Here is a 17829-nt window from a genome sequence, read left to right on the forward strand (position 1 = left end):
GCAGGGGTTTTTTGTTTGTTGCCGTGCAGAATGCTCAGCCCATCTTGCCCACGAACTTGTGCGCCGCATTGCGCCAGCGCGCCTGCTCGGGGTACTTGACCTGGAAGGCCTTGATGTCGGCCTGTCCCTCGTACTTCACCTTGAAGATCTTGAAGCTGGCCTGGCCCTCGTAGTCGACGAAGAGCCACTTGGCGTCGCCTTGGGCCTGCTGCTCGTAGGGCGTCTCGTACCAGCACAGGTCGGCCTGGCTTTCATAGGCCACTTCGCAGACGGTTGCATCGGCCTGGTTTTCGTACTTGGTGACCAGAATTTTCGCCATGGGAGGAGCCCTTTGTAAGTGCAGTGAGCGGGTTTCGTGCCAGGGCTGGGCCGGGCAGTCGTTGCTGTCTGACCGCAAGCCTACCCAAAAAACCGTGAAAAATTTCACGCAGCCGATGAATGTCACGTCTGGACACTTTGCTGGTGGGCTCTTTTGCTGGCCAGCGGCGGCTACTCGACCAGTGCCGTCTCCACATAGATGAGCTCGCAGGAGTTGGCCCCCGAGTCCGAGCGGGTGAGCGAGCTGGTCCAGCGCCAGCCGCTGGGGTGTGTCACCTCGACCAGCTTGCCGGTGATGCGGATGTAGCTGCCCTTGCTTGCCTTCTTGAGCGCGCGCTCCACCGCATCGTTGGCGGGAATCATGTGCATGTTGGCCGAGGATTCGATGATCTCCTGCACCGGGATGGGGGGCTGGTTCGACCAGGAGTAGCGGTACCAGCGCCCGCCCTGGGTGATGTTCAGGGGCTCGTACACGGCCGGCTCGGCCATGCGCTTCCAGCCCAGCGCCAGGTCCACGGGCGACAGGTCGGCCTCGCGCCCCACCATGTAGCTTTCGCGCCCCAGCACCCGCGCGCGCACCGCGAACCGGGCCAGGGGGCGCACCTGGTAGCCGTTGAGCGCAAACGGCGGGTCGCTGGTCGCGCTCTGCTGCGGCGCATCGCCAAACTCCTGTTGCTGGAGCACCTGGCCTTGCAGTTTTTTGTCCACGCGGCCCACGCGCAGCTTTTCGATCGCGAAAAAGCCGATCAACAGGGCGATCGCCAGCAGGACAACGGATTTGAGTCTCATGGTTACAGGGAGGGTGCAGGGGGCGCGCCACGGCGGTACCGGGAATGTACCGCGCGGCGGGGCAGGTCGCGCCCTTGGCTGACAGTGCAGGCAGGCCCGTTCGGCCCACAATGCGGGCCACGATGCCATCTGCCCGCTTCCTTCCTTTGTTGCGCCGTGCCGCAGAGCCCCGCCGGTGGTGGGCAGTGCTGGCCAGCCCCGTGGTCCTTGCCGGCCTGGCGGCCTGCGGCGACACGGCCATCCTGGCACCGGAGCAGGGCATGGGCAGGTCGCCCACCCTGCCGGCGCCCAAGCCCTCCCTGATCCCCACGCTCCAGATCGCCCCCGCCACGGGTTGGCCCGCGGGGGCCATGCCCACTGCCGCCGTGCCGGGCCTGGCGGTCACGCCGATGGCCACCGGGCTGGACCACCCGCGCTGGGTGGTGGTGCTGCCGGGGGGCGATGTGCTGGTGGCCGAAAGCCAGGCACCGCCCAAAGGGGAGGGTGCGCCCGGCGGCCTGGTCAACGCCATCCGGGGCTGGATCATGAAGACCGTGATGGGCAAGGCCGGCTCGGGCCGCAGCCCCTCGGCCAACCGCATCACGCTGCTGCGCGACGCCGATGGCGATGGCCGAGCCGAGGTGAAAAGCGTGTTCCTGCAGAACCTGAACTCCCCCTTCGGCATGGCCCTGGTGGGCAGGGACCTCTATGTGGCCAATGCCGATGCCGTCATGCGCTTTCCCTACGAGCCGGGGCAGACCGCGATCACGGCCGCCGGTACCAAGCTCGTGGACCTGCCCGGCGGCCCCATCAACCACCATTGGACCAAGAACCTCATTGCCAGCGCCGATGGCAGCAAGCTCTACGTGACCGTGGGTTCCAACAGCAACGTGGGCGAGAACGGCATGGCGGCCGAGGAGGGCCGTGCCGCCATCTGGGAGGTGGACCGTGCCAGCGGCGCCCACCGCATCTTTGCCAGCGGCCTGCGCAACCCCAACGGCCTGGGATGGGCGCCGGGCACCGGCGCACTGTGGACGGTGGTCAACGAGCGCGACGAGATCGGCAGCGACCTGGTGCCCGATTACCTTACCTCGGTGAAAGACGGTGCCTTCTACGGCTGGCCCTACAGCTACTACGGCCAGCATGTGGACGCGCGCGTGCAGCCGCCCCGGCCCGATCTGGTGGCCAAGGCGGTCTCGCCGGATTACGCGCTGGGCTCGCATGTGGCGCCCTTGGGGCTGGCATTTGCCCAGGGGCCGGCGTTGGCCCCCCAGTTGGCCAGCGGCGCCTTCGTCGGCGAACATGGCTCGTGGAACCGCAAGCCGCTCAGCGGCTACAAGGTGGTGTTCGTGCCTTTTGCCGAGGGCCAGCCCGCGGGCCTGCCGGTCGATGTGCTCACAGGGTTCCTGAGCCCTGAAGGCAAGGCCTACGGACGGCCGGTGGGCGTGGCCATGGATGCGCGTGGCGGTCTGCTGGTGGCCGACGATGTGGGCAATGCCGTCTGGCGTGTGGCTCCTGCTGCTGCTGCGCGTTAGCTCGGCCCCTTACACCCAGTCTTCGTGGGCCGGTACCTCGGCCGGGAACATGTTGATGTACTGCACCAGCCGCGGCTGGGTGGCCCGGTTTGGACTGGGGCCATGGGGCAAGGCCTGGTGCCAGATCACGAGGTCACCTGCTCCCGCGCCGATGGCCCGTGCCCCCAGGGCCCGGAAGTCCGCGCGCCGCGGTTCGGCGCCCGGCGGCAGGCTGGCCAGCCAGGGGCCGATGCGGCGGTGAAAGCCGGGCACCACGGTCAGGCCGCCTTGCTCCGGCAGGGTGTCGGTGAGGTAGAGGATGCCCTGCGTGCAGAACGGAATCGGTTGCACCAGGCTCACGTCCCAGTGCAGGCCCTGGGCGCTGTAGGGGTGGCCTGGGCGCTCGGGCGGATTGAAGCCGCAGTGGTCCGTGCTGCGCCACAGGTCGGCCGAGCCCCACAGCTGGGCAAAGGCCTTGTGGATGCGCAGGGACCGCCGGTTCTTCTCGAAGGCCGGGTGCTGGAACAACTGCACCATGACATTGCGCGGGGCGTTCGGGTACCAGGAGTCCACATCGTGCGGGGTGGCACCCACGGCGTCCCACACCACCTGCGCTGCGGCGGCGCTGTCGTCGGCAGCCACGGCCTGCCGCAGGACCACGTAGCCATGTTCGTCCCAGTGGGCCAGGTCGGCGGCGTCCAGCACGGGGGGCATGGCATCGATGCGGGCTTGCAGGTCCAGTTGTGCGGCAGGCGGTGCACCGCCTTCGACCAAGGCCTGCAGGCGCGCCACCGTGGTGGCATCAGGAGCGCCTGCCGTGCGCACGATCCAGTCCTCGAACTCGGCAAAGTCCGGTGCCTCGCGCAGCACGTATTGCATGGTCTGTTCCAGCCCCACCCCCATGGCGGCCAGCACGACCTGGGTGCGGTGGGCTTCCTGCTGGCCCATCCCAGATTGTCCCTGGCGTGCCGCCATCCAGCTGGACCAGCAGCGCTTGAGGTAGGGCACCTGCAGGGCGCCGCGTTCATGGGGTGGGCAAAGGAGGTCTGCAGAGTGCGGGGCGGCGGACATGCGGGTCTTGTGTGTGGGCAGGCGATGGTGCAGCCCGCTTTGTATCATCCACCGCACGGGGCATGCCGCTTGGGCGGCTATTGGGGCACGAAGCCGCTTTGCGCAACCAGGGCTGCCAGGGCCTTGGACACCTGCGCCAGCCGCTGGCCCTGGTCTGTGGGCGTGCCTGCAGCCGGCGTCATGGCGCTGGCCTGCAGCTTGGCCACCACCTCGGGCAGGGCCAGCACCTGGTTCAAGGCCGCGTTGTAGCGGGCTACGGCCGTGTCGTTCAGGCCGGCGGGCGCGTACAGCCCGAGAAAGTCGCTGGTGGCATCCAGGCTCGCAAGGCCCGCCTGCGCGAACGAGGGCACGCCCGGCAGCAGCGGCGTGCTGCGGCTGGCCGCCAGGATGCGCAGCTTGCCCGCCTTCTGGTGCTGCAGGAAGTCCGAGATGCCCGAGACACCTGCCGAGATCTGCCCGGCCAGCAGATCGGTCACCATGGGTGTGGCGCCGCGGTAGGCCACCGGCACGATATCGGCCTTGAGGTGGCGGGCCACCTCGCCGGCAATGAATTCCGGTGCGGACGCTGGCGCCGGTACGCCGATGCTCGCGTCGCCGCGGCGTGCGGCGAACCAGGCACCCAGTTCGACCAGGCTGGCGGCGCCGGTCTTGGGGTGCACGGCCAGCGCCAGCTCGAAGTTGGCCACGGCACCGACGGGCCGGAAATCGGTGGCAGGGGCAAAGCCCGGCGCCTTCATGGTCAGGGGCACCATGGCCACGGTATGGGTGTTGCTCAGGAAGAGCACCGAGCCGTCTGCGGGCGCCACCTTGAGCGCCTGGGCCGCGATCTGCCCACCGGCGCCAGGCTTGTTGTCCACCAGCACGGGCTGGCCCAACTGGGTGGCGAGCTTGTCGGCCACGATGCGGGCCGCCGTGTCGGCCGGGCCACCGGGTGGGTAGCCCACCAGGATGCGGATGGGGCCCGGGTAAGCCGGCGCCTGGGCCTGGGCGCTGCCGTGCAGCGCCGGCCAGGTGAGGGCAAGAAGGGCTGCGGCCTGCAGGCAGTGGCGGCGCGACGGGGCGGGGCGGTAGGGGCTGTGCATGGTGTTCTCTTCCGGGGCGGTCAGGATGGCGGGGTCAGGCGGCTGCGCGCTCGGCAAGCAGGGCGCGGCGCCGTTCCACGATGGGTTGCAGGCGTGTCCGGGCCGCCTGCACGAGGGCAGGCGGCGCCTTGTGCGGTGCACCGGTGTCGAAGGGCGGTTGTGGGTCGTACTCGGCAAACAGCTGAACGCCCTGGGCCACTTCGGCGCTGCTGGCCAGCGCAATCGCCTGCAGCGCGCAGTCGATGCCCGAGGTCATGCCGGCGCCGGTGATGCGGTTGCGGTCCACCACGACGCGCTCGTCCACCGGGGTGGCGCCCACCAGCGAGAGCAGGGCGTGCGAACCCCAGTGGCAGGTGGCGCGGTAGCCCTGCAGCAGGCCGGCCGCGCCCAGCACCAGCGGGCCGGTGCAGATGCCCACGATCCATTTCGCGCCCTGGGCCTGTCTGGAGAGAAAGGCCAGGGTCTCTTCGTCGCTGAGCAAGGCTTCGATGCCCGGGCCGCCCGGTACGACGACCATGTCGAGCGTGCCGCAGCTGTCGAACGATGCGGTGGGGCGGAACTCCCAGCCCAGCTCCGTGCGGATCGGGTCGGTGTGCTTCCACACCAGGTGCAGTTGCGCGCCCGGTATGCGCACCAACAGGTCGGCGGGGGCGACGTAGTCGATGGCGGTGATGTCGGGAAATACCAGCATGCCGATGTTCATGGGGAGCCTTTCTGTGCGGTGGATGTTTGGATGGCTCCACTGTAGGATCGGCCTGTCTGTCCGTCAGGACACAAGTACCACGATTTCTGCCAAGCCAATCCACCCCATGCAAAACGCCGCCCACCAGGTCTGGTTCCTGGTTTTCGATCAGTTCCAGCTCTTGGACGTGAGCGGGCCGCTGCAGGTCTTTGCCACGGCCAATGACGAACTGCGGCTGGCCGGCCGCGCGCCGGTGTACGAGACCGGGGTCTACGGCCTGTCGGGCGGTGCCGTGCGCAGTTCGAGCGGGGTGGACCTGGTGGCGCGGGCGCTGCCACAGCGCCTGGCGCGTGGTGTGCAGACGGTGGTGGTGCCTGGGGGGCCTGGGGTGTTCATGCCTGCGGCCGCAGGCCGCGCGGCGCATGACACCCCGGTGGCGCATGCCCTGGCGCAGTGGTTGCGCCGCGCCTCACCGCGCATCGAGCGGCTGGCGTCGGTCTGCACCGGCGCCTTTGTGCTGGCGCACACCGGGGTGCTCGACGGCGCCGGTGCCGTGACCCATTGGGCGGCCTGCGATCACCTGGCATCGGGGTTTCCGGCCATTGCCGTGCAGCCCGATGCCATCTACTTCCGCCATGGACGGGTATGGACCTCGGCCGGGGTCACGGCCGGCATCGACATGGCCCTGGGCATGGTCGAGGCCGACCTGGGCCGGGACATCGTGATGGCCGTGGCCAAGAAGCTGGTGGTGTTCTACAAGCGCCCGGGCGGGCAGTCGCAGTTCAGCAGCGCGCTGCTGGAGCAGACCGCCGGCGACGAGCGCATCACCCGCCTGCATGCCTGGATCGCCGAGCACTTGCGCTCGGACCTGAGCGTGGCGCGCATGGCCGACCAGGTGGGCATGAGCCTGCGCACCTTTGCGCGCTTCTACACCGCCCACACGGGCACCACGCCCGCCCATGCCGTGGAGCGCATCCGCCTGGAGAAGGCCTGCCGCCTGATCGAGGAGCACCGGCACAGCAACAAAGCCATTGCAGTGCAGTGCGGCTTCAACTCCGAGGAGGTGATGCGGCGCATGTTCATGCGCCACCTGAATGTGTCGCCCAAAGGCTACCGCGAGCGGTTTGCGGCTGCGGACTGATGTGAACCGGGCAAAAAAATGCCGCCTCTAGGGGCGGCTTGTGAGGGGCTTACCTTGGAGAAATGGGGGCGGCATGCCTGCCTTCAGGCAAACGTATTGACCTGGGTGCCCAGCGTGCCCGAAGTGGCCAGCGGAGGCTGGGGCAGGGCCTGGAGCAGGGTGGCGGCCGAAGAAGCCTGGATGTCCAGTGCCTTCTTGAGCACGCGGACGTTGAGGGCATCGGAGGTTTCGCGGCTGGCCAGGGCCGTGGCGGTGTTGACGATGCTGTTGGTGAGGGCGACATCCATAGGGGTTCTCCGGTACTTCTCTCGCTTATCGGCATTCTGCGCCTGAAATGAAGGAAGTTTGTCAACTGTTACATCCTGCCGTGGCTGAAACGCCCTCTCCGCCTTGCGCAAGCCCCATTACTCCAGGGCCGCCACCCCAATGGGCTGGCAGGCAGCCAGGTCGGATTCGCCCACCTCGGGCAGGTGCCGGGCCGCATTGCGCAGGGCCGTGCGCAGGCCCTCTTCCAGCACCGGGTGGTAGATGGGCATGCCAAGCAACTGGTGCACGGTAAGCTTTTGCGTGATGGCCAGCGCCAGCAGGTGGGCCAGGTGCTCCCCGTCCGGCGCGCACATCTCGGCGCCCAGCAGGCGGGCACTGCCCTTGTCCGCATAGACGCACAGGCGGCCATGGTTGCGCAAGGCGGCGCGGGCGCGCCCATGGCGCTCGAACTCGACGGCACCCACCACGGTGTGGGCCGGGTCGAGGCGGTCGAAGGGCGTGCCCACCACGGCCACGTTGGGGTCTGAGAACACGATGGACAGGCGCGTGCGGCGCGCAAAGCGCGTGGGTTCGGCCGCCAGCGCGTTCATGCCGGCGATGTGGCCCTCGTCTGCCCCCTCGTGCAGCAGCGGGGCATGGCCATTGGCATCGCCGGCCAGGAACACGCGCAGCCTGCCGATCTGCTGGGTCTGCGGGTCCACCTGGGGCATGCCGCGCTCGTCCAGCGGTTCGCCCAGGGTTTCGAGGCCAAGGTGCTCGATGTTGGGCGTGCGGCCCATCGCGGCGATCACCTGGTCCACCACCACGCGGTTGGCACCGCTGCGCACCTCGATGCCGCCGGCCACCTCGCGCAGTTCGGCCTTGGCGTGGGTGTGCAGAACCATCTCTTTCCTGAGCAGGGCGCCCAGTTCGGCATTCAGGGTGGGGTCGCTCAGCCCGCCCAGCGCATGGCCGGTGGTGAAGGCGGCCACCTCCAGCCCCAGTCGGGCAAGGGCCTGCGACAGTTCCACGCCGATGGCGCCCATGCCGATCACGGCCACGCGCGGGCCCAGGTTTTCCTGCTCGAACAGGGTGTCGGTGGTCAGGATGTGGTCGCCAAAGGCCAGCCACTCCTCGGGCACCACGGGCCGCGAGCCGGGGGCCAGGATGATGCTGTCGGCGTGGTAGCGCACGCCGTCCACGTCCACGGTGTTCGCATCGAGCAGCACGGCGCGGCCCGACAGGCTGGCCTCGCCCAGGTCCTCGGTGGCCCGCAGGGCACCGGCCACAAAGTCATCGCGCAGGGCCCGCACGCGCCGCAGCACGGCAGGGAGATCGGCCTTGAGGTCGGCGCCCCCGCGGATGCCGAATTCCCCGAATGCCAGCCGCCGGTGGAAGGCATTGGCCGCCTCGATCAAGGTCTTGGAGGGCATGCAGCCCACGCGGGCACAGGTGGTGCCCCAGGGCCCCTCGTTGACGATCAGGTAGCGCTCCGTGCGCTTGCGCACCTCGCGCAGGGCCGCCAGGCCGGCCGTGCCTGCGCCAATGATGATGGTGTCGAGGGGCTGGCCCATGGATTGCGTCTCCCGAGTGGCGTGGAGCCGCCAGTGTGCAGGGCATGGGGCCGCCCGCGTGTAGGCGGGTTGCCCAAGGTGCGCCGCTTTTCAGCCTGCGTCCATCCAGCCCACCCGCCCCTGGCCCTGGTCGTTGATGCGTTGCACGAAGCCCGCCGACTGCGCCTCTGGCAACCGGATCTGCAGGGTCACGAGCGAGCCGTGCTGCACGTCCAGCAGGTCGGCGCCGGCCGCCTCCACCTCGCGGCGCAGCAGGCCTTCGAGGGCGTAGGGTACGGCGCATTGCAGCGTGGCCATGCGTTGCAGTGTGACCTTGGGCGCGGTGAGCAGGGCCTGGGCGATGGCGTCGGTATAAGCCCGCACCAGCCCGCCCGCGCCCAGCTTCACGCCACCGAAGTAGCGCACCACGGTGGCCAGCACGCCTTCCAGATCCTGGTGGCGCAGCACGTCCAGCATGGGGCGGCCGGCCGTGCCGCTGGGCTCGCCATCGTCCACGGCAGCCGATTGGCCGCCCGCCAGCAGCGCCCAGCAGACATGGGCGGCGCCCGGGTGCTGCTTCCACAGCGCGTCCACCGCGGCCTGGGCGCTGGCCCGGTCGGCCATGGGCTGCACGCAGCCGATGAAGCGGCTTTTCTTGATGAGGAGCTCGCTGTGGGCGGGGGCGGCAAGGGTCTGTGGCATGGGGCGAGGAGCTTATCAGCGTTGCCGGGCCGCAAAGATGTGGTGCAAATGCGCCACTGGCAGGCCACCACAGGTGGCAGATATGTGACGCCTGTCACAGCCACGGGCCCGCTGGTCGGTTGCGGGCCTGGAAGTGTGCGTTCTGTCACAAGCTCCGACGCGGTGCGTTCCTACACTTGAGCCCATAGCCGATGACTATTCTCGGCAAACAAGCACACCGACGCACCCAAGGAACCCGCCATGTTCGCACTGCCATTGACCGCCTCCCTCCCCAGCACGCTGGCCAGCCACGTGTTCGGCCGCTTCGCCGCATCCTCGGCGCCATCGTCCATGGCGCGCATGGCCATGCCCGCTCCTGCTGCTGCTGCCAGCACGCTGCGCGCCGATGTGGCCGCCGATTTCGAGGACGAAGAGGAAGAGTTCGACCTGGCCCAGCGCGTGCGTGAAGTGGGCGAGTGGTAAGACCGCCTACCGGTGCTCGGGCATGGGCGGCGTGACCGCGCGCGCCATGAGCACGCTGGTGTAGTTGGTGAGCGGCCTCCAGTCGCATTCGCCGACCACCCGGTAACCCCAGGATTCGTACATCGCAATCAGCGCATGGGCCGGTTGGGCCGTGTCCAGTGCCAGGGTGGCGGCCCCGGCACTGCGCGCCCTGTCCAGCAGCTCCGTGTGCAGCAGTTTCCCCAAGCCCTGTCCCTTGAACCAGGGCGCCACGCAGAACTGCGTGATGGACCACACCGAGCTGTCGCGGTACAGCGCCACTTTCGAGTCCGGCTGCGGCCCGCGCAGGGTGGCCGTGGCGGCATAGTCTCCCTCTATCTCCACCACCAGCGCCAGGCCCGAGGCCAGGCGCTTGGCCGTGTCCTCCACCGTCTGGTGCGTGGCCCAGTAGCGCAGGCCTTTGCTGGCGTGCGGGGCGTAGGCGGCGTGGATCAGCGCGGTCAGCCGCTCCAGGTCGTCGTGCGGCGCGAGCGGGCGGATGTGGGGGGCGGGCAGGGCAGGGGTCATGGCATTGCTGCCGCCGGGGGGGCGGCGGCCTCAGAGTTTGAGCGACCAGGTTTCCGAGACCAATTGTTGCCCGAAGTCCTCGTACGGTTCCGACTTGTCCAGCACAAATCCCCGTTTGGCGTAGATCGAACGCGCGGTGGTCAGGCAGCTGTTGGTCCACAGCACCATTTTTTTGTAACCTTTGGCACGCGCGAATGCGATGCATTCGTCGGTGAGCCGCGCGCCCAGGCCCATGCCGCGGGCCTTGGGCGACAGGATCAGCATGCGCAGCTTGGCCGTGGTGGCCGACTTGCGCACCACGAAGATCGCGCCCACGCGCTCGCCGTCGAGCTCGGCGATCCAGCACTTTTCCCATTCGGGCTGGAACTTGCGCACAAACTGCGCCGCGATGTCGGCCACCAGGGCCTCGAAGCGCATGTCCCAGCCGTATTCGCGGGCATAGATCTCGCCGTGCTGCTGCACCACCCAGCCGATGTCCCCGGGCATGGGGTCGCGCAGCACGGCAACGCGCGGGGCAGCCCCGGGGGCGGCGGGCTGCAGCAGGGCCTCGATGCGCTCCATGGCTTGCACCAGTTCCGCCTGGCGGGGGGCGGGCAAGGGGGCGAGCAGGGCCGCCGCCTCGTCGCGCGAGCGCTGCTGCAGCGGGGCGAAGGCTTCGTGGCCGGCCGGCGTCAGCGTGAGCACGCTTTGGCGCGCATCCTTGGCGCTGGGCGAGCGGCTGATCCACCCGGCGTTCTCGAAGCGGCGCAGGATGCGGCTCAGGTAGCCTCCGTCCAGCCCCAGCTCGCGCGCCAGCTCGCTGGCCACCAGGTCCTGGCGGTGCGCCAGTTCGTAGAGCACACGCACGTCGGTCAGCGAGAGATCGCTGCCCAGATAGGGGTCCAGCACACCGATGCGGCGTGTGAAGAAGCGGTTGAAACGGCGCACGGCCTTGATGGCGTCTGCGGGGGCATTGGCGAGGGGTTGATCCATGATTTATTGCCAAAGTCATGTAATTAATTGACTTTGGCAAGTATATGCCCTTTGGCCCATGGCCGGGCAAAGGGTAGGGCAAACACAAGCAGGGCGACAAAAGAGGGCCGCCAACGTAAAATCGCGGGTTATCCATAACGGCCTCGCCCATCCGAGGTCTCGCACCCCCCACATGAACGCCCCCGTCGACGTCTCCTTTTTCGCGCGCGCAGCCAAGCCGCTGACCAGCTATCGCCCCTATTGGGCGAAGCGTTTCGGCACGGCCAAATTCCTGCCGATGAGCCGCGCCGAGATGGACCAGCTGGGCTGGGACAGTTGCGACATCATCCTGGTGACGGGCGATGCCTATGTGGACCACCCGAGCTTCGGCATGTCGGTGATCGGCCGCACCCTGGAGTCCCAGGGCTTTCGCGTGGGCATCATCGCCCAGCCCGACTGGCAGAGCGCCGACCCGTTCAAGGCGCTGGGCAAGCCCAACCTGTTCTGGGGCGTGACCGCGGGGAACATGGATTCCATGATCAACCGCTACACGGCCGACCGCAAGATCCGCAGCGACGACGCCTATACCCCGGGCGACGTGGGCGGCAAGCGCCCGGACCGTGCGGCCATCGTCTACAGCCAGCGCTGCCGCGAGGCTTACAAAGATGTGCCCATCATCCTGGGCGGCATCGAAGGCAGCCTGCGCCGCATCGCCCACTACGATTACTGGAGCGACAAGGTACGCCGCTCCATCGTGGTGGACGCCAAGTGCGACCTGCTGCTGTACGGCAATGCCGAGCGCGCCCTGGTCGAGGTGGCGCACCGCCTGGCCGCGCGCGAGCCCGTGGAGCAGATCACCGATGTGCGTGGCACGGCCTTTGTGCGCCGCCCCGACGACGAAAGCGGCAAGGGCTGGTTCGAGATCGATTCCACCAGCGTGGACGAGCCGGGCCGGGTCGAGGCGCACGTCAACCCCTACATGACGACCAGCGAGCAGGCCGCGGCCCAGGGCAGCACCTGCAGCAAGGAAGACGGTCCGCAGGACGGGCAGGGCGGTGCGGCCATTGCAGCGGCCGATCCCAACCCCGCCATCCAGCCCATGCTGTTCGTGGCCAATCCCGCGCTCAAGGCCAAGCTCAAGGTGCCGCCGCGCGAGCGCAGCGTGATCCGCCTGCCCAGCTACGAGCAGGTCAAGAGCGACCCGGTGCTGTACGCCCACGCCAACCGTGTTTTGCACCTGGAGACCAACCCTGGTAACGCGCGCGCCCTGGTGCAGGCCCATGGCGAGGGCGTGACCGCGCGCGACGTGTGGATCAACCCGCCGCCCATCCCGCTGACCACGGCCGAGATGGACCATGTGTTCGACCTGCCGTACGCGCGCGGCCCGCACCCAAGCTATGCCGACGAGAACGGCAGCCACGATGGCGCGACCAAGATCCCCGCGTGGGAGATGATCCGCTTTTCGGTCAACATCATGCGTGGCTGCTTCGGCGGCTGCACCTTCTGCTCCATCACCGAGCACGAGGGCCGCATCATCCAGAGCCGCTCCGAGGATTCCATCATCCAGGAGATCGAGGACATCCGCGACAAGGTCGCCGGCTTCACCGGCACCATCTCCGACCTGGGCGGCCCCACGGCCAACATGTACCGCCTGGGCTGCAGGAGCCCCGAGATCGAGGCCGCCTGCCGCAAACCGAGCTGCGTGTACCCTGGCATCTGCCAGAACCTCACCACCGACCACGGCCCGCTGATCAAGATCTACCGCCGTGGCCGCGCGCTCAAGGGCATCAAGAAGATCCTGATCGGCTCGGGCCTGCGCTACGACCTGGCCGTGAAGAGCCCCGAGTACGTCAAGGAACTGGTGCAGCACCACGTGGGTGGTTACCTCAAGATCGCGCCCGAGCACACCGAGCAGGGCCCGCTCACCAAGATGATGAAGCCGGGCATCGGCAGCTATGACAAGTTCAAGCAGATGTTCGAGAAGTTCAGTGAAGAGGCGGGCAAGAAGCAGTTCCTGATCCCGTACTTCATCGCCGCGCACCCGGGCACCAGCGACGAGGACATGATGAACCTCGCCATCTGGCTCAAGAAGAACGGTTTCCGCGCCGACCAGGTGCAGACCTTCTACCCCAGCCCCATGGCCACGGCCACGGCCATGTACCACAGCAACAAGAACCCGCTGCGCAAGATCACGCGCGACAGCGAAGGCGTGGACATCGTGCGCGGCGAAAAGCGCCGCCGCCTGCACAAGGCCTTTCTGCGCTACCACGACCCGAACAACTGGCCGCTGCTGCGCGACGCGCTCAAGGCCATGGGCCGGGCCGACCTGATCGGCAACGGCAAGCACCACCTGATCCCCACCTTCCAGCCGATGACGGACGGGGGCTACCAGAGCGCGCGGCGCAAGAACTCCACGCTGAGCGGCGGCAAGACTGCGGCGCAAAGTGCCGCATCATCGAAGCCTTCGCAGGGCGTGGCGCTCAAGTCCACCCAGCCGCAGAAGGGCCGCATCCTCACCCAGCACACCGGCCTGCCGCCGCGCGTGACCGGGTCAGCCAAGCCTTCCGCTGGCCGCAAGGGCCGCTGACCCACAACACTGATCATGCCGCAGGAACGCATCCTCTACGCCGACACCGCTGCGTGGCGGGTGGAGCGGGTGGTCAGGCCTGCGGGGGTGGTCCATGCGGGCAGCACCGTCTACCAGGTGGCGACCCCGCGCTGGGTCTTCCCGGTGAGCGGGGTGTCCGAATTCCACATCGAGGGGCGGCAGGTGCTGCTCGACGGGCTGACCGTGGTGGCCTTGCCCACGGGGCTGCCCTACCGCGTCCATGAATGGCAGGCCACGGAGCGCAGCCACATGGTGGTCAGCATGCAGCCGGGCAGCACCCCGGCCAGCGGCCCCGGCCAGGCCCTCGCATGGAGCCTGTCGCCCCGGGCCCTCTGGCAGTTGCGCCTGCACTGGCGTGCGCTTGCGCAGGGGCGCGAGCAGACCGTCGGGCCCATGCCCGCGCCAGCTGCGCTGGGCGGCAGCTCAATGGCGCATGCGGCGGTGGCGCGGGCGCGGCGCTTCATGGCCACGCGCACGGCAGCAGCCGATGGCCTGCGCTGGTCGCTGCACGACGTGGCCGATGCCGCATGCTGCTCCTACTTCCATCTGGCGCGCCTGTTCCGTGCACATACTGGCCTGGGCCTGCATGCCTACCGCGAGCAACTGCGGCTGGCCGTGGCGCTGCAGCGCCTGGAGGAGGGCGAGGGGGATCTGGCCGCCCTGGCACACGACCTGGGCTACAGCAGCCAGAGCCACCTGGGCACTGCCTTGCGCCGCGAAGTCGGGGTGACGCCGGCGCAGGCCCGGCAGGCGCTGCGCGGCTGACCGCAACGGACCTGGGCAGGATTCTGATAGCCGGGTCGGGGGTGGCGCGCAGAGACTGCGGGCATGCCTGCTGTCACTCCCTTTTTGCGCCGCTCGTCTTTCTTCCTGCCATCGCCCTGGATCGGCTGGCTGGCCGCGCTGGCTGCCGCGCTCATCGGCAGCGGCTGGCAGCTTGCCTCGCGCCACGGCGTCACCACCACGCTGGGGCCGGTCGAGCTGGCCGTGCTGCGCTATGCCATTCCCGCGCTGGTCCTGGCGCCGCTGTGGCTGCGGCGCAGCGGGTGGCCGGCTGGCCTGTCCCTGCTGCGCTGCGCGCTGCTGGTGCTGTGTGGCGGCCTGCCGTTCGGCCTGGTGGTGCTGGCGGGGGCGCAGTGGGCGCCAGCGGCGCACATGGGCATCTTCGTGGCGGGCAGCCTGCCGGTGTTCACGGCGCTGGGTGGCTGGCTGGCAGCCGGGGACAGACCGGCCCCTTCTCGGTTGCTGGGTCTGGCGCTGATCGTGGCCGGCATGGCGGTCTTTGGTGCTGCAGATTGGCGCACGGTGGAGGGCGCCTGGCGCGGCGACCTGCTGTTCCTGTTCGCGGCACTGTTGTGGGCGGTGTACACGCTGGCGTTTCGCGGCTGTGGTCTCACGCCCTGGCAGGGCGCCGCCGTGGTGAACCTGGGCTCGGCCCTGCTGTTGCTGCCCCTGGTGGCGGTGGCCGGGGCGCCGCGGCTGCTGTCGGCGCCCTGGGCTGACGTGGCCTGGCAGGCGCTGGGGCAGGGCGTGGTGGCCGGGCTGCTGGGCCTGGTGGTCTACAGCGTGGCCATTGCCCGGCTGGGTGCGGCACGCGCTGCCCTGTCTGCAGCGCTGGTGCCGCTGCTCACGGCTGCAGGCGGTGCCGGCCTGCTCGGGGAGCCGTTTTCGGGCGCCTGGCTTGCCGCCGTTTTGCTGGTGGTGCCCGGCCTCGTGCTGGGCAGTGGGGCCCTGGCTCAGCCTTTGCGCAGGCAGTCGGCCAGCGGTACGGGGCGCGAGAGCGCATAGCCCTGGGCATGGTCCACGCCGATGGCGCGCAGCGCATCGACGATCTCCATGGACTCGGCGAACTCCGCAATGGTCTCCTTGCCCATCACGTGGCCGATGTGGTTGATCATCTCCACCATGGCCCGGTTGGTGGGGTCGTCCAGCAGGTCGCGCACGAAGCTGCCGTCGATCTTGAGGTAGTCCACCGGCAGGTGCTTGAGGTAGGTGAAGGAGGACATGCCCACGCCGAAGTCGTCGAGTGCAAAGCGGCAGCCCAGTTGCTGCAGGTCCTTCATGAGCCGCACGGCACTGGGCAGGTGCGAAATGGCGCTGGTTTCGGTGATCTCGAAGCACAGCAGGTGCGGGTCCACCCCCGACTGCTCGATTTCGGTGTGGATGTAGCGCAGCAGGCTCTCGTCGCCCAGGCTGGTGCCCGAGAGGTTGATGGCGCAGGTGTGTACCGCGGGGCCACCGGCCGCCTGGTGCTGCGCCAGGGCGGCCAGCGTGTGCCGAACCACCCAGCGGTCGATGGCGGGCATCATGCCGTAGTGCTCGGCCGCAGGAATGAAGCAGCCCGGGGCGATCAGTTCCGTGCCGTCCTCGGCCAGGCGCAGCAACACCTCCAGGTGCAGGCCCGCGCCGTCCCTTTGCAGTGCGGTGATGGTCTGCGCATGCAGGCGAAAGCGGTGGTGCTCCAGGGCCAGGCGCAGGCGCCGCACCCAGTCCATGTCGCCTTCGCGGCGGCTCATCTCGATGTCTTCGGTCTGGTAGACGAAGACCTGGTTGCGCCCGCCTTCCTTGGCGCGGTAGCAGGCCATGTCGGCCACGCGCATGGCCTCCTGGATGGTGCTGAGCGCCGGGATCAGCTGCACCATGCCGATGCTCAGCCCGGTGGAGAGCTGGCGCCCTTCCCAGAGCACGCGCAGCTCATGCCCCGCCTGGCGCAGTTGCTCGGCAATGCGTGCCGAGGGCCCGGGTGGGCAGTCCTTGAGCAGAATGCCGAATTCGTCGCCCCCCAGCCGTGCCAGCGTGTCGCCTTCGCGCAGGTGGCTTTGCAGCATGCGGCAGACCTCGCGCAGCATCTCGTCGCCCGCCTGGTGGCCACAGGTGTCATTGATGAGCTTGAACTGGTCCAGGTCCACGAAGAGCAGGGCGCCTTCGCGCCCCACGGCGCGCGGCTGGCTGAGCAGCACTTCGAGCCGGTGTTCGAACTCGCGCCGGTTCACCAGGCCGGTGAGCGCGTCGTGGCTGGCCTGCCAGGACAGCTGCTCCACATAATGCTGCTCGCGCGTCACGTCGTGCAGCACCAGCACCGCCCCCTTGGGCCGGCCCTGGTGCTCGATCGGCGAGCCCATGAGCTTGACGGGCACCGCGCTCTGGTCCGGGCGCACCACGGTGGGTGTGAAGCCATCGCGGTGGGTGGGGCCGCCGCGCAGCACCCGTTCCACCAGGTGCTCCGCGCCCAGGGCGCCGGTGCCATCGTTGAGCTGCAGCACCTGGGCCAGGGGGCGCCCGGTGGCTTCCCGGGCGGGCATGCCCACCAGGGCCTCGGCAGCGGCATTCAGGTACAGCACCTGGCCCTGCAGATCGGTGGTGACCACAGCGTCGCCAATGGCGGCGAGCGTGATGCGGGCCTGCTCGCGCTCGGCGTCGAGCGCCAGCTCCGCCCGCTGGCGCTGCGCGAGCAGGCCCCGGGTGTGCCAGGTGGTCAAAAGGATCAGCAGGCTGGCCATGCCCACGTTGGCCCAGAGCAGCCACTGCACGATGCGCCGGGAGCTGTCCCCCAGCGAGGCACTGAAGGCCCGCGCCGCCGGTGTGGCGCCCGCATTGATGGAGCGTATGCTGGCCTGCCAGCTGCGGCGCGTGCCGGCGTCCACCAGCCCCGCGGTGTGGCCCTGGTGGATCTCCTCGGCCAGCAGCTGCAGGCTGGCAATGTGCTGGTCCCCGACCACCCAGTGGACCAGCGGCTGCCGCATGATCTCGAAACGGTGGAACCATTGCAGCAGCCAGATCAGGCTGTCGATGTCGTCGGGGTGGTTCTCGCCACGGGCAAAGCCTTCCCGGGCGGCGTTCAGGTCGATGGGCCGGGATTCGAGCAGCGCCAGGCGGGCCGCCTTGTCACCCAGCGGAACCTCGACGGCCTTGCGGTACTGCACATAGGCGTCGGGGGAGCCCGTGGCGGCGTAGCGGTCCAGGTAGTAGATGGCGTCCTTCTGCCCCTTGGTCCACAGGCTTTCGCCAGCGACGAAGGCCCGCACAGCCGACAGCACATACAGGCTGCTCGCGACGCAGGCCGCCAGCAGGACCACCATCAGCAGGAAAGGCCAGGTGATCCGCAGCGTGGCGCGCAGCGGTCCCTGGCCTGGTGGCGCGCCTGTGTCGGTCATGTGCCGCTGCCGCCGGGGCTTTCAAGGCCGT

General features: G+C 68.9%; 17 protein-coding genes. 6 read left to right on the top strand and 11 right to left on the bottom strand.

The genetic code is table 11. The annotated features are described in order from the left end of the window. Positions 1-34: 34 nt before the first annotated feature. Both HNP48_RS05180 and HNP48_RS05185 read right to left on the bottom strand, forming a co-directional pair. Positions 35-319 (bottom strand): DUF6150 family protein, encoded by a 285-nt coding sequence (locus tag HNP48_RS05180; RefSeq protein WP_184855822.1) that lies wholly within the window; start codon positions 317-319, stop codon positions 35-37. 170 nt (positions 320-489) lie between these two features. Further along, positions 490-1107, bottom strand: a complete 618-nt coding sequence (locus HNP48_RS05185) for a hypothetical protein (protein ID WP_184855823.1) — start codon at positions 1105-1107, stop codon at positions 490-492. 122 nt (positions 1108-1229) lie between these two features. Here HNP48_RS05185 and HNP48_RS05190 point away from each other — a divergent pair, with 122 nt between their 5' ends. Continuing rightward, complete coding sequence (locus HNP48_RS05190) at positions 1230-2621, top strand: sorbosone dehydrogenase family protein (protein WP_184855824.1); 1392 nt, start codon at positions 1230-1232, stop codon at positions 2619-2621. Positions 2622-2630: 9 nt separating this feature from the next. On the opposite strand, the gene HNP48_RS05195 is transcribed toward HNP48_RS05190, so the two are convergent. The 3 genes from HNP48_RS05195 to HNP48_RS05205 form a co-directional block, all read right to left on the bottom strand. Continuing rightward, the gene (locus HNP48_RS05195) at positions 2631-3671 is read right to left on the bottom strand and encodes a phytanoyl-CoA dioxygenase family protein (RefSeq protein WP_184855825.1); all 1041 of its coding nucleotides are present in this window, start codon (positions 3669-3671) and stop codon (positions 2631-2633) included. A gap of 77 nt (positions 3672-3748) precedes the next feature. Continuing rightward, positions 3749-4753 (bottom strand): tripartite tricarboxylate transporter substrate-binding protein, encoded by a 1005-nt coding sequence (locus HNP48_RS05200; protein ID WP_184855826.1) that lies wholly within the window; start codon positions 4751-4753, stop codon positions 3749-3751. Between the two features lie 34 nt (positions 4754-4787). Beyond that, the gene (locus HNP48_RS05205; RefSeq protein ID WP_260420098.1) at positions 4788-5444 is read right to left on the bottom strand and encodes a DJ-1/PfpI family protein; all 657 of its coding nucleotides are present in this window, start codon (positions 5442-5444) and stop codon (positions 4788-4790) included. Between the two features lie 118 nt (positions 5445-5562). Between HNP48_RS05205 and HNP48_RS05210 the strand changes: the two genes are divergently transcribed. Then, a complete protein-coding gene (locus HNP48_RS05210) occupies positions 5563-6576 on the top strand; it encodes a GlxA family transcriptional regulator (RefSeq protein ID WP_184855828.1) in 1014 nt (337 codons plus the stop codon). An 83-nt stretch (positions 6577-6659) separates the two neighbouring features. Here HNP48_RS05210 and HNP48_RS05215 read toward each other — a convergent pair whose 3' ends face one another. From HNP48_RS05215 to HNP48_RS05225, 3 genes are all read right to left on the bottom strand, one after another. Continuing rightward, the gene (locus HNP48_RS05215) at positions 6660-6863 is read right to left on the bottom strand and encodes a YjfB family protein (RefSeq protein ID WP_184855829.1); all 204 of its coding nucleotides are present in this window, start codon (positions 6861-6863) and stop codon (positions 6660-6662) included. 117 nt (positions 6864-6980) lie between these two features. After that, the gene (locus HNP48_RS05220) at positions 6981-8396 is read right to left on the bottom strand and encodes a dihydrolipoyl dehydrogenase (protein ID WP_184855830.1); all 1416 of its coding nucleotides are present in this window, start codon (positions 8394-8396) and stop codon (positions 6981-6983) included. 90 nt (positions 8397-8486) lie between these two features. Next, positions 8487-9077 (bottom strand): YigZ family protein, encoded by a 591-nt coding sequence (locus HNP48_RS05225; RefSeq protein ID WP_184855831.1) that lies wholly within the window; start codon positions 9075-9077, stop codon positions 8487-8489. A gap of 240 nt (positions 9078-9317) precedes the next feature. Between HNP48_RS05225 and HNP48_RS05230 the strand changes: the two genes are divergently transcribed. Beyond that, positions 9318-9539: a hypothetical protein gene (locus HNP48_RS05230; protein WP_184855832.1), complete on the top strand. Its 222-nt coding sequence runs from the start codon at positions 9318-9320 to the stop codon at positions 9537-9539. A gap of 6 nt (positions 9540-9545) precedes the next feature. Here HNP48_RS05230 and HNP48_RS05235 read toward each other — a convergent pair whose 3' ends face one another. After that, positions 9546-10085: a GNAT family N-acetyltransferase gene (locus HNP48_RS05235; protein WP_184855833.1), complete on the bottom strand. Its 540-nt coding sequence runs from the start codon at positions 10083-10085 to the stop codon at positions 9546-9548. Positions 10086-10115: 30 nt separating this feature from the next. After that, positions 10116-11057, bottom strand: coding sequence for a bifunctional helix-turn-helix transcriptional regulator/GNAT family N-acetyltransferase (locus tag HNP48_RS05240; protein ID WP_184855834.1), 942 nt, complete (start codon positions 11055-11057; stop codon positions 10116-10118). 172 nt (positions 11058-11229) lie between these two features. Between HNP48_RS05240 and HNP48_RS05245 the strand changes: the two genes are divergently transcribed. The 3 genes from HNP48_RS05245 to HNP48_RS05255 all read left to right on the top strand — a co-directional run bounded on the left by HNP48_RS05245 (position 11230) and on the right by HNP48_RS05255 (position 15432). Then, entirely contained in the window at positions 11230-13623 is a 2394-nt protein-coding gene (locus tag HNP48_RS05245; RefSeq protein ID WP_184855835.1) for a YgiQ family radical SAM protein, read from the top strand. A gap of 15 nt (positions 13624-13638) precedes the next feature. After that, positions 13639-14409 (top strand): helix-turn-helix transcriptional regulator, encoded by a 771-nt coding sequence (locus tag HNP48_RS05250; RefSeq protein ID WP_184855836.1) that lies wholly within the window; start codon positions 13639-13641, stop codon positions 14407-14409. A 63-nt stretch (positions 14410-14472) separates the two neighbouring features. Beyond that, on the top strand, positions 14473-15432 hold the full coding sequence (locus HNP48_RS05255) for a DMT family transporter (RefSeq protein WP_184855837.1): 960 nt from the start codon (positions 14473-14475) through the stop codon (positions 15430-15432). On the opposite strand, the gene HNP48_RS05260 is transcribed toward HNP48_RS05255, so the two are convergent. Next, positions 15381-17798: an EAL domain-containing protein gene (locus HNP48_RS05260; protein ID WP_184855838.1), complete on the bottom strand. Its 2418-nt coding sequence runs from the start codon at positions 17796-17798 to the stop codon at positions 15381-15383. The genes HNP48_RS05255 and HNP48_RS05260 overlap by 52 nt on opposite strands. Positions 17799-17829: the final 31 nt, after the last annotated feature.

Origin of the sequence: Acidovorax soli, from assembly GCF_014207955.1 — a bacterium.
GTDB lineage: Bacteria > Pseudomonadota > Gammaproteobacteria > Burkholderiales > Burkholderiaceae_C > Acidovorax > Acidovorax soli_A.